The sequence below is a fragment of the Sphingomonas sp. Leaf208 genome (assembly GCF_001421415.1).
GTDB lineage: Bacteria > Pseudomonadota > Alphaproteobacteria > Sphingomonadales > Sphingomonadaceae > Sphingomonas.
In genome coordinates, this window is the sequence record NZ_LMKH01000035.1 from 534,098 (window position 1) to 556,684 (window position 22,587).

The window sequence follows — 22,587 nt, forward strand, 5'->3', positions numbered from 1 at the left end:
GGCAATCAATGCATTCTTCGGTCGGGGAACGCTTCGCTATCTCATGCCGCCAATGAGGGCACTGCGCACCATGCACGATTTCGCGGCGAACCCTGCGCCGCAGTTGCCCGCCCGCGATCGACGCCGTACGCAACGCACCTGTTTCAATCCGTCTGGGACCATGCCGCCATGTCCGTTGCTTCGTTGAAAATGCGCTCCTGGCTATTCGCGCCGGGGGACAGCGAACGCAAGATGACCAAGGCGATCGAGGGCAGCGCCGACATCGTTCTGTTCGATCTCGAAGACGCGGTGACGACCGAGAACAAGCCCCTCGCGCGCCAGACCGTCCACGACGTGCTGACCGCAAATGTCGCGCACCGGGCGCGGATGTGGGTGCGGGTCAATCCGCTCGACGGACCGTATACGCTGACCGATCTCGCCGCGATCATGCCCGCGCGGCCGGGCGGGATCATGCTGCCGAAGGTCGCCGGGCGGCAGGACGTCGAACGGCTCGACCATTACCTGTCGGCGTTCGAGGCGGCGAACGGCATCGCGATCGGGTCGACCCCGGTGATCGTGCTGATCACAGAGACGGCGGAAGCGATGTTCCACACGGGCGACTATAAGGGCGCGCCTCGGGTGGTCGCGCTGACCTGGGGCGCGGAGGACCTGGCGGACTCGATCGGCGCGAGCGCGAACTGCAATCCGGATGGCAGCTACCGCTTTACGTATGAACTGGCGCGGTCGATGTGCCTGCTGGGGGCCGCGGCGGCAGGCGTCACCGCGATCGAGACGATCCAGGGCGACTTTCGCGACCTCGACACGCTGAAGACGCGCGCGGAGCAGGTCCGGCGTGACGGTTACCGCGGGATGCTTGCGATCCACCCGGCGCAGGTCGACGTAATCAACGCCGCCTTCACGCCGACCGAGGCGGAGATTGCCGAGGCGCAGGCGATCGTCGATCTGTTCGCGGCGAACCCCGGCGTCGGTACGATCGGCTACAAGGGCGGCATGCTCGACCGACCGTATCTGTCGCGCGCGGAGCATCTGTTGCGGCAAGTCGGCCGCGCGTGATCCGGGCGTCCTAGCCCACGCCCCATTCTGTCAGCAGCGCCGTGCCATCGGACGTGGGGGCGATCCGGCCCGGCGTGCGGGACAGACGCGGGGCAGGGGCGGCCTGCCAGATGCCGTCGACGACGACACCGCGATCGGCCATGTGGCGGTGCGTCGGCACCTCGTCGAGTTCGAGCACTGGCGCAAAACAGGTGTCGGTGCCCTCCAGCGCATCGCACCACTCGTCCCGCGACCGGGTCACGAACACGGCGGCGAAGCGTCGCGCGGTTTCGGGCCAGCGCTCGACGATCATCTGGTCCGCCGCGAGGTCGGCGGGGAGCCCCAGCCGATCGAGCAGATCGGCATAAAATTTCGGCTCGATCGCCCCCACCGAGACGTACCGCCCATCGGCGCAGGTGTAACAGCGGTAGAACGGCGCCGCGCCGCCGAGCAAATTGCGGTCGCGGTCCATCGACATCACCCCGGCCGGGACCATTCCTGCGAACAGTGCCATCATCGACGAAACCCCGTCGACGATCGCTGCATCGACGACTTGGCCAAGCCCGGATCGCGCGCGTTCGAGCAGCGCTGCGAGGATACCAGTGACGAGATACAGCGACCCGCCGCCGAAATCGCCGATCAGGTTGAGCGGCGGCGGCGGCGGTGTTCCCGGCGTACCGATCGCCGCGAGCGCTCCGCTGAGTGCGATGTAATTGAGATCGTGGCCCGCAACCTGCGCGAGCGGCCCGGTCTGTCCCCACCCGGTCATTCGCCCATAGACAAGCCGCGGGTTGCGCTTGAGCATCACGTCCGGGCCGAGGCCGAGCCGCTCCATTACGCCCGGTCGCAGCCCCTCGATCACGACGTCGGCGCGGTCCGTGATCGCCAGCGCCTGATCGCGCCCTTCCGGCGTTCGGATATCGAGCGCAAGCCGTGCGCGGCCGCGGTCCAGCACGGGATTGCGAAAACCGCCGCCGACCCGCTCGATCCGCAGCACCTCCGCACCGAGATCGGAGAGCAGCATTGCCGCATGCGGACCCGGCCCGATGCTGGCGAACTCGACGACCCGCAGGCCCGCCAGCGCGGTCATGCGCCGATACTCATCATTGCCATGCGATCCGATATCCGCGCTGTTCGGCGGCAAGGTGCGACCGATGCCGAACCGGAGTCAAGAAAGCGTCGGCGAGTCCAGCGGCACCATGTCCTTCAGCATGATGCCGGTGTCGGCGAGGATGGCCCGGTCGATCACCGCGCCGGCTTCCACCAGCTTGCGCGCCTGGACGTAATCCTTGACAGCCCCCACGCAGTCGAGCGCGATGACGCGGCGGTCGCGCAGGTACACGACCGAGAATTTCCGCGTCGCCAAATCGCCGCGCAGGACCGTGTCGTCATAGCCGATCGACAGTCCTACGGTCTGCAGCTTCAGGTCATACTGGTTCGACCAGAACCACGGCACCGCATCATACGCCGCCGGCTGGCCGACGATGTCCTTCGCCACGACGGTCGCCTGGTCGTTCGCGTTCTGCACCGATTCGACGCGCACCGCCGCCCCGCCGGCAAACCGATTGGCGTGCAACGCGCAGTCGCCGATCGCATACACGTCCGGCACGCTCGTCCGGCATGCGCCATCGACGGCGACGCCGTTGCCGCCCGCCGCACCAGCGTCGATCAGGGGCGCGACTTCGGGAAGGATGCCGATGCCGACGATCACCATGTCGGCGGCGATGACGGTGCCGTCCCCCAGCCGGACCCCGGTGACGCGGTCATCGCCCAGAATGCAGTCGACCGACTGCCCCAGCCGCACGTCGACGCCGTGCGCGCGGTGCTCCGCCTCAAAGAAGCGCGACAGGTCTTCGCCCGCGACACGCGCGAGCACTCGGTCCAGGGCTTCAAGCAGTATGACGGACTTGCCGAACTTGCGCAGCACCGCTGCGGCTTCGAGCCCGATATACCCGCCGCCGATCACGACCGCGGTCCCGACATCCGGCAGTTCGGCGATCATCCGGTCGGCGTCGGCGCGGTCGCGCACGGTGTGGACACCGGTGAGATGATGGCCAGCGCAGGTCAGTCGTCTGGGCGTCCCGCCCGTCGCCCAGACCAGCCGGCCATAGCCGATCGTCGTACCGTCCTCCGTCGTCGCGGTGTGCCCGACCGGATCGACCGATACGATGCGCGATCCCAGCAGCAGATCGATGCGCTGCTCGGTCCAGAACGCCGCCTGTCGGATCAGGATACGGCCGAAGACCTTCTCGCCCGACAGATACTCTTTCGACAAGGGTGGCCGTTCATAGGGGAGCTCTGCCTCCTTGCCGACGATCAGGATCGATCCCTCGAAACCGGTCTTGCGCAACGCGATCGCACACGCCGCACCGCCGTGCCCGCCGCCGACGATGACGACATCGGCGAACACCGGTGTGTCCCGTGGCGCATCGCTCGTCATGCTGTCCATTTCGCTACCCTCGTCCACCTGGTGCCCGGTCGAGTAGCACGCCGATCTGCCCTCGTGGTGCGCATTCCTATTGGCGATATCGGATGACCTCAACTGCAGCCGGCGATCCACCAGTGCGGCGAACACCGTCACTTGCGCGAAGTTAACGTAAAGCGCGCGCGGTGTGTATTAGGCGTCGTGGCCGGGCTCTGCGTTCGGACGGGGGATTGCCGAAGTGATTGCGGACGGAACTGCCGAAATACCCAAGGCGCACGCGTGGGACTCCGACCATCTGCGGCTTGCGGTCACCGCTGCGGGTGTCGCCCTGTGGGCATGGAACGTCGACACCGACGCCTTCACGATGGATGAGCGCGGCTTCGAGCTTTGGGGCCTCCCGTGGCGCGCCGAAGTCACGTTCGAGGAATTGTCGGCGCATATTCATCCGTCCGATCGCGACCGCGTCCACTCCGCCTTCGCCGCCACCCGCGCGGTGCTCGGCAGCTACGAGACCGATTTCCGGATCATGATCGGTGAGGAGGTCCGCTGGATCTCGGCGCGCGGGCAGGGCGAGGATGTCGGGATCGTCGGACGGACGATGTTCGGCATCTTCCTCGACGTCACCGGCCGCAAGCAGGCGGAGGAGGGCAACGAACTGCTCGCCGGCGAGATGAGCCACCGCGTCAAGAATTTGCTGGCGATCGCGAGCGGCCTGACCGCGATAACCTCGCGCACCGCGCCGAATACGCAGGACATGGCGCGCGAACTGACCGAACGGTTGAGCGCGCTGGGGCGGGCGCATGATCTCGTCCGACCATTGCCGGGCGGGCAGGGCGACGCGGCGTTGCTCGGCGACCTGCTCTCGGTGTTGCTCGCACCCTATGACGACATGGGTGCCTTCAAGGGCCGCATCCGCGTCGCGGTCGAGCGCATGGGCGTCGGCGAGAATGCCGCGACCGGACTGGGACTGATCATCCACGAACTCGCGACCAACTCGATGAAATACGGCGCGTTGTCGGCACCGACGGGAACGCTCGACCTGTCCAGCACGGCGACCGACGACGAAGTGATCCTGACCTGGCTCGAACGCGGCGGTCCGGAAGTCGAAAGCCCGAATGCCGGAGAAGGCTTCGGCAGCAAGCTCGTCCGCCGTACCGTTGCCGGGCAGCTGGGGGGCTCGATCGCCTATGAATGGTCGACGGGCGGGGTGATCATTACGCTGACGATGCGGCGGGACCGGCTTTCGTCCTGATCGGACTTCTACGCCCGGCCGTCATCACCGGGATAGTAGTTTAGTACCTGATTCGGGTGCAGGAATACTGCGGAAACATCCGCGGTCCGATGGGTTATGTCTCTGGGCAATATGAGTTTCGGGTCTGCCGGAGCGCGAACTCCTTTGCCCGTGCGACCCTATCGTTTTCACCAGCGCGGAGCAGCGCGGGATATTCCCGCCGGCTTCGTCGTTTGAAGCCCCATCATCCACGTATCGAAGGAGATCATTCATGAACACCGACACCCTCAGCGGCGCAGCAACGGACGTCAGCGGCAAGGTCAAGGAAACCCTTGGCGGCGCGATCGGCGACAAGTCGCTACAGAGCGAAGGCGCGGCGGATCAGCTGACCGGTACCGTCCAGAAGACGGTCGGCCAGGCCAAGGACGTTGTCGAAGAGAACATCCGTCCGCTGGTCGACTATGTCCGCCAGTTCTCGAAGGAGCGTCCGTTCACCGCCGCAGCGGTTGCCGGTGTACTGGGTATCGCCCTGATCAACACGCTCCGCGGCAAGTAAGCGGCGGCGCGTCGCGGCGGGGGCGCATGATCGCCCCCGCCGCTATACCGTTACTCGCATTACCGAAGACGTACGACACCAAGCGCACTCGATCGTTGCGCTACCGACAAACAAGCCGCGCCTGGTCGATCGAACATCCGACGACCTCATCGCGAACCACGCAACACCAATTCGCTGCAAGTGCGGACCGTGATCCACGGTCGCGCTGCTAAAGAACTATGTCGATCGGACTTCGGAGAGGAGACCCGCATGACGGATCACACGGATTACGAAACCGATTACGACTCCAACCTCGTCGTGAGACACCGCGATCAGCGATCCGACGACGACTGGGACAAGGTCTGGAATACCGACGATCGCAACCGCGATACGCTCCGCAAGATCGAGTTCGGACTGGCGGTGATCGCTGCAGGCGTAGCACTCGTCATGGTCCGCGGCGGATGGCTACGGATGACCGCTCGACCGAACCATGTCGTGCCCTCGGCGGCCGATATTCACGTCCAGATGCCGCCGCCGCGCTAAAACCGGGCGCCTTGAATACATAGCGCCCGAACAAAATAACGACTGCCAGCATTTGGGCTGGCAGTCGTCATTCCCGTTACGCGGCGGAGCGTTCCGCCTGCTTGTCTTCGAGACGATCGCCGCTGCGATCATTGGCTGCGGCGCCGGTGATCTCGATCCGGCGCGGCTTCATCGCCTCGGGAATTTCGCGTTTCAGCGCGATGCGCAGCAGGCCGTTGTCGAAGCTCGCATTCTGGACCTGCACGAAGTCGGCAAGCTGGAAGCGGCGCTCGAACGCACGGGTCGCGATCCCGCGGTGGACGAAGCGGCCATCGTCGCGTTCGTCGGGCTTGCGCCCGCTGACCGTCAACTGGTTGTTCTGCGCGACGATCTCGATGTCGTCGGGGCGAAACCCGGCGACGGCGAGCGTGATCTGATAGCTGTCCTCGCTCTCGCGTTCGATATCGAACGGCGGGTAGCCATCGACCGTATCGGTCCGCGCGGTCGCTTCCAGCAAGTCGAACAGCCGGTCGAAACCAACCGTGGAACGACGGTAAGGCGTAAAGTCGAAGTTCGTCCTCATATCCAAATCCTCCTCATGAGCAATCTGAGCACGAGGAGCACCGGTAAAGCCGGTGCCCTCAGTCGCCGGACCGATCGACGCGTCCGGCGACCGGGAAAATAATTTCGCGTGCCAAGGCGTCAAGATTTCCGAACGAAATTTTTTGTACCGGTCGCGAGCGGCGGCGATCCGCTACTTGATGCGCTTCCACGACTGCGTCTTGCAGCCGAACCCCGCGAACATGCAGCCTTCGCCGACCAACGTGCGGGCGTCGATCTGCGTGATCGTGCCGGACACGGTCTGGCCGACATCGGGAATGAAGACCTCGCCGCTCCATCGCCCAGGCTCGTCCTCGACGAAATCGCGGAACAGTTCCTCGCCGACGAGTTGGTCGACGCCGCCGCGCTGCGCGTCCTCGATCGCAGTGCGGCTCGCCCACACGACCCTCCCGCAGATCGCATCGCGACAGCGCTTGAAGGTCACGTGGACGGTGTTGTGCGGGTTGGCCCAGATCCCGGCGGGCGGCGGGGTTCGTGCCGCGACGGGCGCGGCGACCAGCGAGAGTGCCAGGATTGCGGTCGAATATTTGAAAAGCATGTCATCCTCTCGAATTCCCTACCGGATCGAACGTGCCAAACCTCGCTTCGAGCCGTGTCGAAAAGGTAAAACCGAAATTCCGATTGCCTCTTATGCGGCTGATTTGGCTCAGTATCTAATGGTCCGCGTTGCGATGATTTGGTCGCTACCCTAGATACCGGTATTGGTGATCATCGATGAGTAGACTGTTTTGACTGATATCATCGACAGCGCCGCCAAAAGCGCCCCGAAAATGACGGCGGATGCCGAGCGGATCGCGGCCGAGCTGATCGCGCAGGACGTCGGCACCGATCCGTTCGTCGCGGCCGTGCGGGCCACGCGGATGCCGATGATCATCACCAATCCCCGGTTGCCCGACAATCCCGTCGTCTTTACCAACGACGCGTTCTGCCGGTTGAGCGGCTATAGTCGGGCGGAAATCCTCGGCCGCAATTGTCGCTTCCTGCAGGGGCCGGAGACCGATCCTGCGACCGTCGTCAAGATTCGCGAGGCGGTGCGGCAGGTCCGGCCGATCGAGATCGACATCCAGAACCACCGCAAGGACGGCGAGCTGTTCTGGAACCGCCTGTTGCTGGCGCCGGTCTACGATACCGAAGGCGTGCTCGCCTATTTCTTCGCGAGCCAGGTCGATGTGACGCTCGAGCGCGAACGGCTGCAAGGCCTGGAATCGAGCAATGCCGCGCTTCTGGCCGAGCTGACCGACCGGTTGCGGATGCAGCAGGAGCAGGAGCGCGAGCTGGCCTTCACGTTGAAGGCTGCGCGCTTCGGAACCTGGAGCCTGGAGATCGCCAGCAAGCAGCTGACTGCCTCCGATACGTGCAAGGAAATATTCGGCCGCCCCAGCCACGAGCCCTTCACCTACGAGGACCGGCTCGAGGCGATCCATCCCGGGGATAGAGCGAAAAGCGTTGCCGAAGTCCGTCGCTGCGTCGCGGAGGGCACCGACTATGACGTGATCTACCGCATCTATCGCCGCGATGGAGAACTGCGCTGGCTCGCCTCGCGCGGCCAACCCTTCTTCAACACCGAGGGCGAGGCGTTGCGGATCGCTGGCGTCTCGACCGACATCACCGACCAGCGTCGCAGCGAGATCATGCGCGCGGCGCTCGTCGAACTGGGCGACGTGTTTCGTGACACGGACGAACCGGATGATATCTCGTTCGCGGCTGCGCGGATCATCGGCCAAACGGTTGGGGCGGACCGAGCGGGCTATGGCGAGATCGACGCCGACACGCTCACGATCATGCGCGACTGGAGTGCGCCGCGTGTCGCGCCCCTTTTCGGCAGCTTCGATCTACGCAGCTTCGGAACGTACATCGACGATCTGAAAAATGGCGACGAAGTGTGTATCGAAGACGCGCACACCGATCCGCGGACGCGGTCGACGGTCGCCGCGCTCGAGGCGATTTCCGTCCGCGCGATCGTCAACATGCCGATCATGGAGAATGGCCGGCTGGTCGCGATGCTCTATCTTGGCAGCGGCCGTGCACGGCAGTGGCGCGCGGACGAGGTGGCGTTCGTTCGCGAGGTCGCCGAGCGCACCCGGATCGCGACCGAGCGGCGGCGCACGGAGCAGGAGCTCGCAGCTCTGGCCGCGTCGCTCGAACAGCAGGTCGCGGCGCGGACCGGCGAGCTCCAGCATGCCGAGGACGCGCTGCGCCAGTCGCAGAAAATGGAAGCGGTCGGGCAGCTCACCGGCGGCGTCGCGCATGATTTCAACAATTTGCTCACCGTCATCCGCTCGGCGACCGACCTGCTGAAGCGTCCGGATCTGAGCGCGGAACGGCGCGAACGCTATATCGACGCGATCTCCGACACCGCCGATCGTGCCGCGAAACTGACGGGGCAGCTGCTCGCCTTCGCGCGGCGGCAAGCGCTCCAGCCCGAGGTGATCGACGTGGGACAAAGCCTGCGCGTCATTGCCGATATGCTGGGCACGCTGACGGGCTCGCGGATCGTCATCGACATCGACGTGCCCGAGACGCCGCTGTTCACCAACGTCGATCCGAGCCAGCTCGATACCGCGCTCGTGAATATGGCGGTCAACGCGCGTGACGCGATGGACGGCGCGGGGCATATCCTGATCGCGGTGCGGCCCGCATCGTTCATTCCCGCCGTTCGCTCGCACCCGGCCGTGCCGGGGCGCTATGTCGCAATCTCGATGACCGACAGCGGGACTGGCATCGAACCCGAGAAACTGGAGCGGATCTTCGAGCCGTTCTTCACGACCAAGGGGGTCGGGCAGGGCACCGGCTTGGGTCTCAGCCAGGTGTTCGGGTTCGCCAAGCAGTCCGAGGGCGACATCGTCGTCGAAAGCCCGCCGGGCGAAGGCGCGACCTTCACCCTGTACCTGCCGCAGGTCGACGAGAGCGACCGTCCGGTCGAGGACGACACCGTCCAGACGCTGGCCGACGGTCATGGAACCTGCGTGCTGGTCGTCGAGGACAATAGGGAAGTCGGGACGTTCACCACGCAGTCGCTGGCCGAGCTCGGCTATGTGACGGTGTGGGCGGCCAATGCGCAGGAGGCCTTGGCGGAGCTCGGCAAGGATGCCTCGCGCTTCGACATCGTCTTCTCGGATGTGGTGATGCCGGGGATGAACGGCATCGAACTCGGCAAGGCGATCCGCGCCGACCATCCGAGCCTACCGGTCGTGCTGACGTCGGGGTACAGCAATATCCTCGCGCAGGATGGCACGCACGGGTTCGAACTGCTCCACAAGCCGTATTCGGTCGAGCAATTGTCGCGCGTACTGCGCAAGGCGGCGGGCTGGGGAAGCGCCGACAGAAGTTCGGACGGCACGTCGCAATAAAGAAGCGGCTGTCGATCCGCGCGCGAAAGGCTCAGGCGGTCGGCGCCATCAGCGCACGGATACGCCGCGCCGTTTCCGGGGTGGCGGGATTGTAAACGATCATCCCGAGGTCCGGCCGACCGTCGACCGCAAACGCCGAGAATTCGAGCTCGAGCAGGCCGTGTACCGGGTGGTGCAGCCGCTTCAGGCCGTCAGCATGCCGGGCGACGTTATTATCGCGCCACAACGCGTCGAATTCGGGACTGAGCCGCGACAGTTCCTCGACCAGTTGGCTGATCTCCGCGCCCGCACCTGCACGCGCGGCATCTGCGCGAAACGTACCGACGACATAGCGCGCGACGTTGAGCCAGTCCTCCTGCGCCGCCTTGATGCTCGCATTGGTGAACATGAGGCGAAGGATGTTGCGCTGGTCGCGGGGCAACGTTGAATAGTCCGTCAGCAGGGTCGCCGCCGCCGCGTTCCAGGCGACCACGTCCCAAGTCGGCGTCTTGACGATCGCCGGGCTGAATTCGAGCGCATCCAGCACCCGCTGCAGCCGCGGCGTGACTTCGTCGGAGGCGCGATAGGTCGCTTCGGGCGGATGGCCGAGACCAAGCACGAACAGGTGTTCGCGCTCCGGCTCGGTCAGCATCAGGCCGCCGGCGATGCGGTTGAGGACGTCGGCCGACGGCGCGCCGCCGCGGCCCTGTTCGAGCCAAGTATACCAGGTCGCCGAGATGTTCGCGCGCTGGGCGACCTCCTCGCGGCGCAGGCCGGGCGTCCGGCGCCGGCCGCCACTGAACCCGAACGCCGCGGCGTCCATGCGTGCCCGGCGATCGCGCAGGAACGTGCCGAGCGCATTGTCAGTCTCGATAGACATCGACATCCTGTTGAAGATTATACCATGATAAGGTTACTACTTTTACAGGTGTCGAAGTACGCCCAAGTCTTGCTCCGGACAATATCGGAGAGTTTGGATGCGTGTATTTTTGACGGGTGCGACGGGCTTCATCGGGTCGCGTATCGTGCCGGAACTGCTGAGTGCGGGTCATCAGGTCTTGGGTCTTACCCGGTCGGATGCCGGCGCACGGTCGCTGGTAGAGGCTGGCGCCGAGGTACATCGCGGTGATCTCGTCGATCTCGACAGCCTGCGCAGCGGGGCGGAGCAGGCCGATGCGGTGATCCACACCGCGTTCGATCATGAGTTCACCAACTTCGTCGCGAATTGCGAAAAGGACCGCCGCGTGATCGGCGCGATGGGGGATATGCTCAAGGGGAGCGATCGTCCCTTGATAATCGCGTCGGGTACCGGAATCGGCGATACCGGCCCGGGCAAGCCTGCGCTCGAATCCGCGTTCAACCCCGATTACCCCAACCCGCGGATCGCGTCGGAAAAGGCGGGGCAGGCGCTATTAGAGGCAGGCCTCGACGTCCGTGTTATGCGGCTCCCGCAGGTTCACGATACCGTCAAGCAGGGGCTGATCACGCCCTACATCGATATCGCGCGCGAGAAGGGCGTGGTCGCCTATGTCGGTGACGGCGCCAATCGCTGGCCCGCTGCGCACGTGCTGGACGTGGCGAAACTCTACGCGCTCGTGCTCGACAAGGGCGAGAAGGGCGCGCGGTACAATGCCGTGGCGGAGGAAGGCGTCAGCGCGCGGGCGATCGCCGAGGTGGTTGCGGCAGGGTTGGGCCTGCCCACGCTATCGTTGACCCAGGAGCAGGCGAACGATCATTTCGGCTGGTTCGGGATGTTCGCCTCGCTCGACATGCTCGCCTCCAGCGACTGGACGCGCGCGCAACTCGACTGGAACCCGACCGGTCCGGGATTGATCGCCGATCTGGAAGCGATGGACTATGCGCCGGGCCTAGTCGCAGCCTGACCGGGCATCCCGCTGGCGGCAGTTTATCGCCTGCCGTCAGCGGGATACGCGTCGAGCAGATGCCGCTTGCATCGGTGCGCGGCTCGGGACCATCCTGCGACATTGTCTACGGGGGTCTCATGCGTCGTCTCATCACTGCGGTACTGCTCGCCTGCGTCGCCACGCCTGTTCTGGCCAGGACGGTGGTCGTCGAAGATGTGTCGCTCGATCGGTTGCGGACGCTGATGAACAACGGCACCGCGAGCAGCGTCGACATCACCCAGGCCTATCTCGCGCGGATCGCAGCGATGGATCGCAAGGGGCCGGCGCTGCACAGCGTCATCGCGATCAATCCCGATGCGCTCGCACAAGCGAGGGCGCTCGATGCCGAACGCAGGGCGGGGCATGTTCGCGGTCCGCTGCACGGCATCCCGATCCTCATAAAGGACAATATCGAGACCGCGGATCCGCTGCCGACGACCGCAGGCAGCCTCGCATTGCGCGACAATATGACGCGCCGGGACGCGCCGATGGTCGCCTATCTGCGGCGCGCGGGCGCGGTAATCCTCGGCAAGACCAACTTGTCGGAATGGGCGAACATACGCTCGACCCATTCGATGAGCGGCTGGAGCGCGGTCGGCGGGCTGGTGCGCAACCCTTACGCGCTGGACCGGACCGCGTGCGGCTCCTCGTCGGGATCGGGCGCCGCGGTCGCCGCGAGTTTCGCCGCCGCGGCTGTCGGAACCGAGACCGACGGTTCGGTCGTGTGCCCGTCGTCGCTGAACGGTCTGGTCGGGTTCAAGCCGTCGATCGGTCTGGTCAGCCGTACCCACGTCGTGCCGATCAGCCATAGCCAGGATACGCCGGGGCCAATGGCGCGCAGCGTCACCGACGTCGCGATCCTGTTGTCCGGCATGGTCGGTGCGGACCCGGCGGACCGCGTGACGGCGGCGGCGGTGACCAGGGATTATGCCGCGGGACTCTCAGCCAGCGCGTTGTCCGGCATGCGGGTCGGCGTCGTCCGGCCCGACGGTATGTCCGCGGATCTTACCACCCGCTACGCGGCGGCGCTGAACGTCCTGCGAGAAGCAGGTGCCGTGCTGGTCGAGGTCAAAACGCCGAAACTCGACGGGCTGGGCGAGGCCGAACTGATGGTCCTGAAAACCGAACTCAAGGCCGACCTGAACACCTATCTCGCGACCACGCCAGCGGCAGTACAGACTAAGACGCTGGGCGCGGTGATCGCCTTCAACCGCGCGAACGCCGCGACCGAGATGCCGTTCTTCGCGCAGGAATTGTTCGACGATGCGGACAAGACCAAGGGGCTCGACGATCCCGCGTACAAGGCCGCGCGCGCGACTTCGCTGCGGCTGGCGGGTGCGCAGGGGATCGACGCCATGCTGCGCGCGGCGGGTGCGCAGATCCTGGTCGAGCCGACCTATGACGCGGCATGGCTGAGCGACCCGGTCTACGGCGATACCTATGCCGGCCCCTCCGCCGCGACATTGCCTGCGGTCGCCGGTTATCCGCATCTGACCGTGCCGATGGGTCTCGTACGCGGATTGCCCGTCGGCCTGTCGTTCATCGCCACGAAGGACGCCGACCAGACCGTACTGCGTGCCGGCTATGCCTATGAACAGCATGCCAAGGCCCGGTCGGCGCCGCGGTATTTGCCGGCCATCGCCGTCGATCGGTGAGGCGAAGGGGGCTTACCCCTCCTTCTGCTTCGTCTCGGGCATCGCGAAGAAATAGAGCATGAAGCCGGCGCCAGCGACAATGGCCAGGGTCAGGAAGCTCACGCCGTAGCCAGCCCACACGATGATCGCACCGGCCAGTGTCGCGGACAAGGCTGCGCCCAGGCCCTGCGCGCTCGCCACCGCGCCTTGGCTGACGTTGAAGCGTCCCGTCCCCTTGGTCAGGTCGGCGATCACGACCGGGAACAGCGCGCCGAAGATACCCGCGCCGATGCCGTCCAGCGCCTGCACACCGACCAGCCACCAAGGATTGTCCGACACGGTGTACAGCGCGCCACGCGCCGCGAGGAACCCGAACGCGACGAGGAACAACGGCTTGGTGCCCCATTTCTCGGTGTTGCGGCCGACTACGATCGCGACCGGTACCATCACCAGCTGCGCCGCGACGATGCACGCGGCCGTCAGCGACGTCGCCTGATCCTTGCCGACGGTGCGCGCGAGCAACTGGCTGACCGACGTCAGCATCGCCGCATTGGCGAGGTGGAACAGGAACGCCGTCCCCGCGAAGATCATCAGCGGCTTGTTCTCGACCAGCGCCTTCCACCCGCTCGGCTCCTCGCAATCGTCCTCCGGCTCGCAATCGAGCCCGCGCGCCACGGCATTGTCGATGTCGTCGTTCTTGATCCGCGACGCGGTCACGATGCTCGCAACCGTCAGCGCGCCCATCAGGTAGAAGACGACGACCGGTCCGAACTTCCACGCAAGCACGCCCGCGAGCGCCGCCGACACGGCGTTGCCCGCGTGGTTGAACGCCTCGTTGCGACCGACGCGCTTGGCGAACAGCTTCGGGCCGACGAGACCGAGCGTGATGGCCGAAATCGCCGGCGCAAACACCGCACCAGCGACCGCTGCGATTGACTGGGTTACCGCGACGGCTGTGAACCCGCTGACGATCGGCAGCGATACGCTGCTGAGCGTCACGAGCAACGCGGCGATCATCACGATCCGCGGCTTGTTCCTGCTGCGATCGATCAACCCGCCCGCCGGCGTCTGCGAGATCAGGCCAACGATCCCGGCGATCGTCAGGATCATGCCCACCGTCGCCTCATTCCAGCCATGCGCAGGCCCACGCACCGCGACGAGATAGATCGCCAGATAAGGCCCGAGCCCGTCGCGAACGTCGGCAAGGAAGAAGTTCAGCGCGTCGAGCGTCTTCTTCGGCGCGGATTTGCCGTCCGACCCGCCCTTGGCCTTGCCGCTATTGGCGGATGCCGTGTCCGTCGTAGCCATGAGAATTCCCTGAAATATCGGTGTCGTCGAACGCGATGCCGGACGGCGAACCCTGCGCGCCGTCGGATCGCTAAAGCTGCGGCACCAAGCAAAGTTTCCACGCCGCGAAAATATTGTTCGGCCTGATATTCCCTAGTGATGTCAAAAGCTAAACCGAAACTGAACGACCCCGTTAAGTCTCAAATCATGAAGTTATTGTCACGGAACGATGAACGCGCAGCCTCGCTATGGGCAGCATCTGCGGATCATCTGCCACACGACTTGAAAGTGCTTTAATGACAGGATGCCTGACCTGGATCCACTTTGGCGATCTGCATGTCGACGAGGTCGATGGGTATGAAGGACTGTCACGTTTCCGGGACCTCGTCGCGCTCGCGGAGACGCATCTGAATGACGCGGTCGACTTCGCGCTCTTGCCCGGCGACAATGCCAATCACGGTACCGACGGCCAATATGCGCGGATCGCGGACGCGATGACCGGGCTGTCATTGCCGTGGCACGTTCTGGCGGGCGATCATGATTTCGAACCCGGCGACCTTACCGCGATGCGCGCGATCACGGTAAAGATGGCGCCCTATGCGGAGACGATCGCGGGCTATCGCTGCCTGTTCCTCGATATCGTCTCGGCGGGGAAGGGCGGTCCCGACTTTCGTATCGACCCCGACCAGCGCGCCTGGACAGAACGCGAACTGAGCGCCGCCGCGGTCGCAGCCGAGCTGGTGGCGGTGTTCATGCATGCCTATCCCGGCGACCTGCGCGATGATCCCGACGGTATCGCCGGGCTGTTCGCCGCGCACCGCGTCGCGTTCGTCGACACCGGCCACACGCATTATAACGAGCTGCTCAACGACGGCCGCGTGGTCTATGGCGAGACCCGCTCGACCGGCCAGATCGAGGAGGGCGCACCCGGTTTCTCGATCGTCACGCTCGACGACGGCGTCCCGAGCTGGCGGTTCCAGGCGATCGACGATCCCTGGCCTCTCGTCCAGATCACCAGCCCCGCCGACCGCCGCCTGATCACCGACCCAGCGCGCGCCGACAACGTGCCCGGCAGCGCCTTCACGGTCCGCGCGAAGATATTCGACGCCGCTGATACAGTATCGCTGAACGTCGATGACGGCCAAGTCATCCCGATGACGCGCGTCGACGGCGTGCCCTCGCTCTGGAGCGCCTCGGTCGATGGCGTAGGCGATGGCCTCCACCGTCTCGCCGTCCGCTGTGACGGGAGCGAGGACCGGATCGAGATCCTCGTCCGCAATGCCGGCCCGCGACCGAAGCGCAATCCTCCCGTCGCGCTCGGCCGCGATGTGAACGCGATCGGTGCCTGGCGCGAGCGTGGTATCGACGGCGCGCAACGCGGCCCCAACAAGAACGGACTCGATTGGTGAATACCGCAACGATGACGATGGTCCCGCGTATCGGCTCGCGGATGCCCGCGGCATGACGCTCCAAACCTACGCGATCTGGGCGATCTGTTTCGTCGCGACCTTCGGCGTGATCACGCGTCCGTTCAAGCTACCCGAAGCGGTCTGGGCGGTCGCTGGCGCTGCAGTGTTGCTCGTGTTCGGACTGATGTCGCCCGGTGCAGCATGGGCCGCGGTGCTGAAGGGTGGCGACGTCTACCTGTTCCTGATCGGTATGATGCTGCTGTCCGAGGTCGCCCGCGAACAGGGACTGTTCGACTGGGTCGCCGAGCACGCGGTGCGCCTCGCAAAGGGATCGACCAGCCGCCTGTTCGCGCTCGTCTTCGGCGTCGGCATCGTCGTCACGACCTTCCTCTCGAACGACGCGACCGCGGTAGTGTTGACCCCCGCCGTCTACGCCGCGGCGAAGAAAGCGAAGGCGGACCCGCTGCCGATGCTGTTCGCCTGCGCGCTGATCGCCAACGCCGCGAGCTTCGTGCTGCCGATCTCGAACCCCGCTAACCTCGTGTTGTACGGCGGCAAAATGCCGTCGCTCGGGGCGTGGATGGCGTCGTTCGCGCTGCCGTCGCTGCTGTCGATCGGCGTGACGTTCCTCGTCCTGCGCTGGGTCGAGCGCGAGCGGCTCACCGGGCAGTGCGAGACCGTCGTCGAGACCGGCACGCTGTCGCGTGGTGGGAAGATCGCGCTCGGCGGGATCGTCGCGACCGCAGTTCTGCTGATCGCCGCGTCGGCGCAGGGGTATGAGTTAGGACTGCCGACCTGCCTTGCCGGTATCGCGACGATGGCGGCGATCTGCATCGGGGAGCGCAAGTCGCCCTTCACGACGCTTGGCTCGGTATCCTGGGCGGTGCTGCCACTGGTCGCGGGCTTGTTCGTCTTGGTCGAGGCACTGGCAAGCACCGGCGTTATCACGATGCTGGCGCGCTGGCTCGCGGCGGGGGCAGCGAACTCGCCATCGACGACCGCAGGCGTTGCAGGGACGATCCTGGCATTCGGGTCGAACCTGATGAACAACCTTCCGGCTGGACTGATCGCCAGCACCACGTTGCAACAGGCACACGTCCCCCAGATCGTCACCGACGGTCTGCTGATCGGCGTCGACCTCGGCCCGAACCTGTCGATCACCGGCTCGCTCGCCACCATATTGTGGCTGACCGCGATCCGCCGTGAGGGCGAAGACGTCGGCTTCTGGCGGTTCCTCAAGGTCGGCGCGGTGGTGATGCCGCCAGCGCTGCTCGCGGCGCTCGGGGCGCGCATGCTTATCGGTTGAGCGCGCGCCGAACGGCAGCTAATCAGATGCCGGTAGCGGGCGTCTTCGCGACCGTACCACGGTGCATGACGAACTCGACGTGTTCGAGCCGCGTGACGTCCTGCAGCGGAGACCCCGCCACGGCGATGATGTCCGCGGTCTTGCCCGGTGCGAGCGTGCCGATGTCGTCGCGCCCGAGCAGGTCTGCGGCCCCCACCGTGGCGGCGGCGATCGCCTGGGTCGGGGTGAGCCCGTTCCTGATCATCAGCGCGAACTCGGTGGCGTTGTCGCCGTGCTTCGACACGCCGGTATCGGTGCCGAACGCGACCTTGACCCCCGCGGCATAGGCGCGGCGGTGGCTGGCCGCCATCGCCGCGGCCGCCGCCTCGGCCTTGACGATCGTCGCCGGCGGCAATGCACCGCCGCGCGCCTGGGCCAGCGCCGCGACGGGTGCGATCTCGGTCGGCACCAGATAGGCGCCCTTGGTCTTGAACAGCCGGATCGTCTCGTCGTCAAGGAACGTGCCGTGCTCGATCGAGTCCACGCCGGCCTCCAGCGCGGCCTTCGTGCCCTCGGCGGCATGGCTGTGCGCGGCGACCTTGCGGCCGAGCGCGTGCGCGGTCTCGATGATCGCGCGCATTTCCTCCGGCGTCATCGCTCGGCCGAGGCCGCCACTGACGTTCGACAGCACGCCACCGGTCGCCGCGAACTTGATGACGCGCGCGCCCAGCGCGACCTGCGCCCGCACCGCGCGGCGGCAATCGTCGGGGCCGTCGCACAGGTTCATTTCCTTCGCGTGCACCATGTCCGCGAACTCCTCCGCCAGCCCGTTGCCGCCGTCACCATGCCCGCCCGTCACCGAGATCATTTCGCCGGCATTGGTGATGCTCGGCCCTTCGACGGTGCCGGCATCGATCGCATCGCGCAGTGCCCGGATACCGCGCGGATCGCCGCCCAGGTCACGAACCGAGGTGAAACCGGCCGCCAGCGTCGTGCGGGCGTTGGCAACCGCGGTCATCTCGTCGTCGAACCGGTCGCGATTGAGCGCTTCCAGCCGCGCGCGCATCGGATCACCGCCGATGCCCCAGAGATGGACGTGCATGTCGACCATCCCGGGTAGTACGAACGCGGTACGCAGGTCGATCAGCCTCGCCCCCTGTTCCGGCGCGACGAAGCCATCGCGCAGCTCGACGATCTTCCCGTCGCGGACGATGATCGTAGTGTTGCCGCGCGGCGCCTGGCCGGGCCGGTCGAGTACCGTGCCCGCCTGGATATAGGTCGTGGTCGATGGCTTGCCCTGCGCCAGTACCGGTGCCGCGACGATTGCCGTCAGCCCGATCATCCATGCCTTGATCATCACATAGTCCCCCTTTGATGCGTGATGCTCGCCGATGCGCGACGCGGCGGCAAGAGGGCATCGATCTATCTTCACGATCGCGCCGCCAGACGCTTGGCAGACCCCGCTGATCGCGACTATACCGCTCGGTACTGAAATACGGATTCGGCGGTCGCAACGACACCGTCGGCTCAACAGGAGAGTGGCGATGTCGATACTTATCAACGGGTCAGCGGTGGCGCTGCCCGACGATCCCCGTGTCTCATTGCTCGATCTGTTGCGCGAAGGGCTGCATCTGGCCGGTACCAAGAAGGGCTGCAACCAGGGCGCGTGCGGCGCCTGCACGGTACTCGTCGATGGCGAGCGGATCGTGTCCTGCCTCGCGCTCGCGGTGCAGTATGACGGGCGCCAGGTGACGACGATCGAGGGACTGGCCGACGGCGACGCGCTGCATCCGTTGCAGCAGGCGTTCATCGATCACGACGGCTTCCAGTGCGGCTATTGCACGCCGGGCCAGATCTGTTCGGCGATCGGCATGGCGGCCGAAGCGAAGCGCGGCGTGCCGAGCCATGTCAGCGCCGATCTCACCGCCGACGTGACGCTGACGCGCGAGGAATTGCAGGAGCGGATGAGCGGCAATCTGTGCCGCTGCGGCGCACATAACGGGATCATCGACGCGATCCGCGAAACCGTAGCGGCGGAGATGGCAGCATGACCCCCTTCACCTATGCACGGGCCGAAGACGCGGCCGACGCGCTCCGGCTCGGGCAGGCGAATGCGACGGCCTATCTCGGCGGCGGCACCAACCTGGTCGACCTGATCCGCGAGACGGTCGCACGACCGAGCACGCTGGTCGACGTGACCGGGCTATCGAACGCGATCGAAGAGACCGAGGGCGGTGGGCTGATGATCGGCGCCGCGGTGCGCAACACCGCGCTTGCCGAGCATCTGGCGGTACGGACGCGCTATCCGGTACTGTCGCGCGCGATCCTGGCGGGGGCGTCGGCGCAGATCCGAAACATGGCGACGGTCGGCGGCAACCTGCTCCAGCGGACCCGGTGTACCTATTTCTACGACACCGACGGATCGCGCTGCAACAAGCGTGCGCCGGGGTCGGGCTGCGACGCGATCGAGGGTTTCACGCGGGGACACGCCATCCTCGGCGCGTCGTCGGCGTGCGTCGCGACGCACCCGTCGGACATGTGCGTGGCGCTCGCCGCACTCGATGCGGTCGTGCATCTGGACGGGCGGGGTGGGGCCCGGATGCTGCCGTGCACCGAACTTCACCGACTGCCGGGCGATCATCCCGAGTTCGATACCGTGCTCGAGCCGGGCGAACTCATCACCGCGATCGAACTGCCGCCGCTGAGTTTCGCGGCCAACTCGACCTATCGGAAGGTGCGCGACCGGGCGAGTTACGCCTTCGCGCTGGTCTCGATCGCAGCTGCGCTTGAGATCGAGGGCGGCGTCATCAAGGACGTGCGGATCGCACTCGGCGGGGTCGCGCACAAGCCGTGGCGCGCGTCGAAGGCGGAGGCGACCTTGCGCGGCGGTCCGGCGACCGAGGAGGCGTTCCTCAGCGCCGCCGCTGCCGAGATGGCGGATGCGGCGCCGCTGCGCGACAACGGTTTCAAGATCGCACTGACCAAGCGCACCCTCGTCGCCGTCCTTGGCGACCTTGCCGGAGCAGCAGCATGAGCATCGTCGATACGGTCAAGGAAACCGCGCAGGGCTTGGTGCAGGGCGCGATGAGCAAGCTGGTACCGCTGGCGCCCGACAGTTGGGTTCCGGGCGGTGTGCCCGATCCGCTGATCCGCCAGCAGCACGGGCTGATCGGTACGTCGGTCTCGCGGCTCGACGGCCCGCTCAAGGTGCGCGGTGCGGCAACCTTCGCGGCCGAGTTCCCGCTGGAGGGCATGGTCTACGCCGCGCTCGCCTATGCGACGATCCCGCGCGGGCGGATTGCGGCGATCGATACCGCGGCTGCGGAGGCTGCGCCGGGCGTCGTGGTAGTGATGACGCACTTGAACGCGCCCCGGATGAACCCGCCTGCGGTGTTCGGCTCTTCGCCCACCGCGGCGGGGCCTGCCGACCTGCCGATCATGCAGGACGACCGCGTCCACTGGAACGGCCAGCCGATCGCGGTCGTGCTCGCCGAGACGCAGGAGCAGGCCGATCATGCGAAGTCGCTGATCGTCGCGACCTATGCGGCCGAGCCTTCGACCACGTCGCTTGCCGAGGCCAAGGCGGAAGGACCCAAGCAGGGCCTGTTCATGGGCCAGCCGTTGCTCAACGAGATCGGCGATGCGGATGCGATGCTGGCAGCGGCGCCGCACAAGGTCGATCATGTCTATTGGACGCCGCGCCACAACCACAACGCGATTGAGCCGCATGCCGCGACGATCGCGTGGGTCGGCGACGAATTGATCGTCCACGACGCCAGCCAGCTCGTCACCGCTGAAGCGCAGACGATCGCCGTCGTGTTCGACCTGAAGGCGGGGCAGGTTCGCGTGACCTCGCCGTTCGTCGGCGGTGGCTTCGGTGGCAAATGCCTGTGGGATCACCAGATCCTCGGGGCCGCCGCGGCCAAGCTCGCCGGGCGTCCGGTCCGGATCGCGCTGTCGCGTGAGGGCGTGTACCGCGTCGTCGGTGGGCGCACGCTGACCGAACAGCGGGTTGCGATCGGCGCGGATGCGGACGGCCGCTTCAATGCGCTGGTCCACACCGGCATCGCCGCGATGACCCCGCACAACAACATGCCCGAACCGTTCATCCTCGGCACGCGCGGCGGCTACGCGGCGGACAGCTTCAAGCTGTCGGTCGAGACGGTCACGATGAACATGCTCGCCAACACCTTCATGCGCGCACCGGGCGAGGCGGTCGGCACGTTCGCGCTGGAATCGGCGATCGACGAACTGGCGGTCGAACTCGACATGGACCCCATCGCGCTGCGCATCCGCAACGAGCCGGACAAGGATCCGACCTCGGGGCTGCCCTTCTCGTCACGGCATATCGTCGAGGCGTGGCGCAGTGGTGCCGAGCGGTTCGGCTGGAGCGAGCGGAGCGCCGAGCCGGGAACGCGTCGCGAAGGCGAGTGGCTGATCGGCATGGGCTGCGCGACCGGGACCTATCCCTATTACCGGATGCCGGGAGCCGCCGCACGGATCACGCTGTGTCGCGACGGGCATGCCCTTGTCGAGATCGCCGCGCACGAGATGGGCATGGGAACCTCTACGACGACCGCGATGGTCGCCGCCGATCGCCTCGGGCTACCGCTCGACCAGGTGTCGGTCGGCTATGGCGATTCGATCATTCCCGGCGCGATCCTGGCCGGTGGATCGCAGCAAACCGCGGCGATCGGCGCCGCGGTGATCGCCGCGCATCATGCCCTGGTTGCCGAACTGCTGAAGCTCGCGGGCAATGATTCGCCACTCGCAGGCCTGTCGCCCGACGAGGTCGGCAGCGAGGATGGCGGGCTCGCCAAGCTCGACGACCCGACCCGCCGCGAAAGCTATGTCTCGATCCTCGATCGGGCGCAGCGCGAGAGCGTCGTTGTCAGTGAGGAAGCGTCGCAGCCGCTCGAGCTCATGCACTGGTCGATGCATTCTCACAGCGCGCTGTTCTGCGAGGTGCGCGTCAACGCGGTCACCGGCGAGACCCGCGTCAGTCGGTTCCTCGGCGCATTCGATTGCGGTCGTATCCTCAATCCCAAGACCGCGCGCAGCCAGTTCCGCGGCGGGATCGTCATGGGGCTCGGCATGGCGCTGATGGAGGAGACGCAGTTCGACGAGCGCAACGGTCGCATCATGAACCCGAGCCTTGCCGAATATCACGTCCCCGTGCACCTCGACGTGCCAGAGATCGACGTGATCTGGACCGACATCGCCGACCCGCACACCCCGATGGGCGCGCACGGCGTGGGCGAAATCGGCATCACCGGCGTCGCCGCGGCGGTGGCGAACGCGATCTACAACGCCACCGGCAAGCGCGTGCGCGACCTGCCGATCACGCTGGACAAGGTGCTGATCTGATCGGAG

At 66.1% G+C, this 22,587-nt stretch carries 19 protein-coding genes; 12 read left to right on the forward strand and 7 right to left on the reverse strand.

Translation table 11 applies throughout. The features are described from left to right. Nucleotides 1-189 precede the first annotated feature (189 nt). The gene (locus tag ASE69_RS17415; RefSeq protein ID WP_235518918.1) at nt 190-1,053 is read left to right on the forward strand and encodes an HpcH/HpaI aldolase/citrate lyase family protein; all 864 of its coding nucleotides are present in this window, start codon (nt 190-192) and stop codon (nt 1,051-1,053) included. A gap of 10 nt (nt 1,054-1,063) precedes the next feature. Here ASE69_RS17415 and ASE69_RS17420 read toward each other — a convergent pair whose 3' ends face one another. Together ASE69_RS17420 and ASE69_RS17425 are read right to left on the reverse strand one after the other, a co-directional pair. Further along, on the reverse strand, nt 1,064-2,122 hold the full coding sequence (locus ASE69_RS17420) for a CaiB/BaiF CoA transferase family protein (RefSeq protein ID WP_056489513.1): 1,059 nt from the start codon (nt 2,120-2,122) through the stop codon (nt 1,064-1,066). Between the two features lie 78 nt (nt 2,123-2,200). Next, nucleotides 2,201-3,481, reverse strand: coding sequence for an NAD(P)/FAD-dependent oxidoreductase (locus ASE69_RS17425; RefSeq protein WP_235518919.1), 1,281 nt, complete (start codon nt 3,479-3,481; stop codon nt 2,201-2,203). A gap of 214 nt (nt 3,482-3,695) precedes the next feature. Here ASE69_RS17425 and ASE69_RS17430 point away from each other — a divergent pair, with 214 nt between their 5' ends. From ASE69_RS17430 to ASE69_RS17440, 3 genes are all read left to right on the forward strand, one after another. After that, entirely contained in the window at nt 3,696-4,709 is a 1,014-nt protein-coding gene (locus ASE69_RS17430) for a sensor histidine kinase (RefSeq protein WP_056489320.1), read from the forward strand. Between the two features lie 250 nt (nt 4,710-4,959). Next, on the forward strand, nt 4,960-5,244 hold the full coding sequence (locus ASE69_RS17435; protein ID WP_056057800.1) for a CsbD family protein: 285 nt from the start codon (nt 4,960-4,962) through the stop codon (nt 5,242-5,244). Between the two features lie 249 nt (nt 5,245-5,493). Further along, entirely contained in the window at nt 5,494-5,766 is a 273-nt protein-coding gene (locus ASE69_RS17440; RefSeq protein ID WP_056489322.1) for a hypothetical protein, read from the forward strand. A 76-nt stretch (nt 5,767-5,842) separates the two neighbouring features. Here ASE69_RS17440 and ASE69_RS17445 read toward each other — a convergent pair whose 3' ends face one another. Both ASE69_RS17445 and ASE69_RS17450 read right to left on the reverse strand, forming a co-directional pair. Continuing rightward, on the reverse strand, nt 5,843-6,328 hold the full coding sequence (locus ASE69_RS17445) for an Hsp20 family protein (protein ID WP_056489325.1): 486 nt from the start codon (nt 6,326-6,328) through the stop codon (nt 5,843-5,845). A gap of 171 nt (nt 6,329-6,499) precedes the next feature. Next, nucleotides 6,500-6,904 carry a DUF2147 domain-containing protein gene (locus ASE69_RS17450; RefSeq protein WP_056489327.1) on the reverse strand — a complete coding sequence of 135 codons (405 nt, stop codon included), beginning with the start codon at nt 6,902-6,904 and terminating at the stop codon, nt 6,500-6,502. A 190-nt stretch (nt 6,905-7,094) separates the two neighbouring features. Between ASE69_RS17450 and ASE69_RS17455 the strand changes: the two genes are divergently transcribed. After that, nucleotides 7,095-9,716, forward strand: a complete 2,622-nt coding sequence (locus tag ASE69_RS17455; RefSeq protein ID WP_268795507.1) for a PAS domain-containing protein — start codon at nt 7,095-7,097, stop codon at nt 9,714-9,716. A gap of 31 nt (nt 9,717-9,747) precedes the next feature. Here the strand turns inward: ASE69_RS17455 and ASE69_RS17460 are convergent, their stop codons facing one another. After that, the gene (locus ASE69_RS17460) at nt 9,748-10,575 is read right to left on the reverse strand and encodes a helix-turn-helix transcriptional regulator (protein ID WP_056489519.1); all 828 of its coding nucleotides are present in this window, start codon (nt 10,573-10,575) and stop codon (nt 9,748-9,750) included. A 97-nt stretch (nt 10,576-10,672) separates the two neighbouring features. Between ASE69_RS17460 and ASE69_RS17465 the strand changes: the two genes are divergently transcribed. After that, nucleotides 10,673-11,578, forward strand: coding sequence for an SDR family oxidoreductase (locus tag ASE69_RS17465; protein WP_056489328.1), 906 nt, complete (start codon nt 10,673-10,675; stop codon nt 11,576-11,578). 119 nt (nt 11,579-11,697) lie between these two features. Then, nucleotides 11,698-13,254, forward strand: a complete 1,557-nt coding sequence (locus ASE69_RS17470) for an amidase (protein WP_082453196.1) — start codon at nt 11,698-11,700, stop codon at nt 13,252-13,254. A gap of 12 nt (nt 13,255-13,266) precedes the next feature. Here ASE69_RS17470 and ASE69_RS17475 read toward each other — a convergent pair whose 3' ends face one another. After that, complete coding sequence (locus tag ASE69_RS17475; protein WP_056489329.1) at nt 13,267-14,541, reverse strand: MFS transporter; 1,275 nt, start codon at nt 14,539-14,541, stop codon at nt 13,267-13,269. A gap of 275 nt (nt 14,542-14,816) precedes the next feature. On the opposite strand from ASE69_RS17475, the gene ASE69_RS17480 reads away from it, so the two are divergent. Together ASE69_RS17480 and ASE69_RS17485 are read left to right on the forward strand one after the other, a co-directional pair. After that, nucleotides 14,817-15,929, forward strand: coding sequence for a metallophosphoesterase family protein (locus tag ASE69_RS17480; protein ID WP_056489331.1), 1,113 nt, complete (start codon nt 14,817-14,819; stop codon nt 15,927-15,929). Between the two features lie 52 nt (nt 15,930-15,981). Continuing rightward, complete coding sequence (locus tag ASE69_RS17485) at nt 15,982-17,235, forward strand: arsenic transporter (RefSeq protein ID WP_056489333.1); 1,254 nt, start codon at nt 15,982-15,984, stop codon at nt 17,233-17,235. A 22-nt stretch (nt 17,236-17,257) separates the two neighbouring features. Here the strand turns inward: ASE69_RS17485 and ASE69_RS17490 are convergent, their stop codons facing one another. After that, on the reverse strand, nt 17,258-18,571 hold the full coding sequence (locus ASE69_RS17490; protein ID WP_056489335.1) for a metal-dependent hydrolase family protein: 1,314 nt from the start codon (nt 18,569-18,571) through the stop codon (nt 17,258-17,260). A 187-nt stretch (nt 18,572-18,758) separates the two neighbouring features. Between ASE69_RS17490 and ASE69_RS17495 the strand changes: the two genes are divergently transcribed. From ASE69_RS17495 to ASE69_RS17505, 3 genes are read left to right on the forward strand one after another with little or no spacing between them, the layout of a single operon-like run. After that, nucleotides 18,759-19,265: a 2Fe-2S iron-sulfur cluster-binding protein gene (locus ASE69_RS17495; protein ID WP_056489337.1), complete on the forward strand. Its 507-nt coding sequence runs from the start codon at nt 18,759-18,761 to the stop codon at nt 19,263-19,265. Next, the gene (locus ASE69_RS17500) at nt 19,262-20,248 is read left to right on the forward strand and encodes an FAD binding domain-containing protein (RefSeq protein WP_056489339.1); all 987 of its coding nucleotides are present in this window, start codon (nt 19,262-19,264) and stop codon (nt 20,246-20,248) included. The genes ASE69_RS17495 and ASE69_RS17500 overlap by 4 nt, the downstream gene beginning before the upstream one ends. Next, nucleotides 20,245-22,581, forward strand: a complete 2,337-nt coding sequence (locus ASE69_RS17505; protein ID WP_056489341.1) for a xanthine dehydrogenase family protein molybdopterin-binding subunit — start codon at nt 20,245-20,247, stop codon at nt 22,579-22,581. The genes ASE69_RS17500 and ASE69_RS17505 overlap by 4 nt, the downstream gene beginning before the upstream one ends. Nucleotides 22,582-22,587 lie beyond the last annotated feature (6 nt).

Coding starts and splice junctions, on each gene's coding strand:
- ASE69_RS17425 (WP_235518919.1), bottom strand. CDS start 3,481: ATGGACAGCATGACGAGCGATGCGCCACGGGACACACCGGTGTTCGCC.
- ASE69_RS17420 (WP_056489513.1), bottom strand. CDS start 2,122: ATGACCGCGCTGGCGGGCCTGCGGGTCGTCGAGTTCGCCAGCATCGGG.
- ASE69_RS17480 (WP_056489331.1), top strand. CDS start 14,817: ATGACAGGATGCCTGACCTGGATCCACTTTGGCGATCTGCATGTCGAC.
- ASE69_RS17435 (WP_056057800.1), top strand. CDS start 4,960: ATGAACACCGACACCCTCAGCGGCGCAGCAACGGACGTCAGCGGCAAG.
- ASE69_RS17485 (WP_056489333.1), top strand. CDS start 15,982: ATGACGCTCCAAACCTACGCGATCTGGGCGATCTGTTTCGTCGCGACC.
- ASE69_RS17495 (WP_056489337.1), top strand. CDS start 18,759: ATGTCGATACTTATCAACGGGTCAGCGGTGGCGCTGCCCGACGATCCC.
- ASE69_RS17460 (WP_056489519.1), bottom strand. CDS start 10,575: ATGTCTATCGAGACTGACAATGCGCTCGGCACGTTCCTGCGCGATCGC.
- ASE69_RS17490 (WP_056489335.1), bottom strand. CDS start 18,571: ATGATCAAGGCATGGATGATCGGGCTGACGGCAATCGTCGCGGCACCG.
- ASE69_RS17475 (WP_056489329.1), bottom strand. CDS start 14,541: ATGGCTACGACGGACACGGCATCCGCCAATAGCGGCAAGGCCAAGGGC.
- ASE69_RS17445 (WP_056489325.1), bottom strand. CDS start 6,328: ATGAGGACGAACTTCGACTTTACGCCTTACCGTCGTTCCACGGTTGGT.
- ASE69_RS17440 (WP_056489322.1), top strand. CDS start 5,494: ATGACGGATCACACGGATTACGAAACCGATTACGACTCCAACCTCGTC.
- ASE69_RS17500 (WP_056489339.1), top strand. CDS start 19,262: ATGACCCCCTTCACCTATGCACGGGCCGAAGACGCGGCCGACGCGCTC.
- ASE69_RS17415 (WP_235518918.1), top strand. CDS start 190: ATGCGCTCCTGGCTATTCGCGCCGGGGGACAGCGAACGCAAGATGACC.
- ASE69_RS17450 (WP_056489327.1), bottom strand. CDS start 6,904: ATGCTTTTCAAATATTCGACCGCAATCCTGGCACTCTCGCTGGTCGCC.
- ASE69_RS17470 (WP_082453196.1), top strand. CDS start 11,698: ATGCGTCGTCTCATCACTGCGGTACTGCTCGCCTGCGTCGCCACGCCT.
- ASE69_RS17465 (WP_056489328.1), top strand. CDS start 10,673: ATGCGTGTATTTTTGACGGGTGCGACGGGCTTCATCGGGTCGCGTATC.
- ASE69_RS17505 (WP_056489341.1), top strand. CDS start 20,245: ATGAGCATCGTCGATACGGTCAAGGAAACCGCGCAGGGCTTGGTGCAG.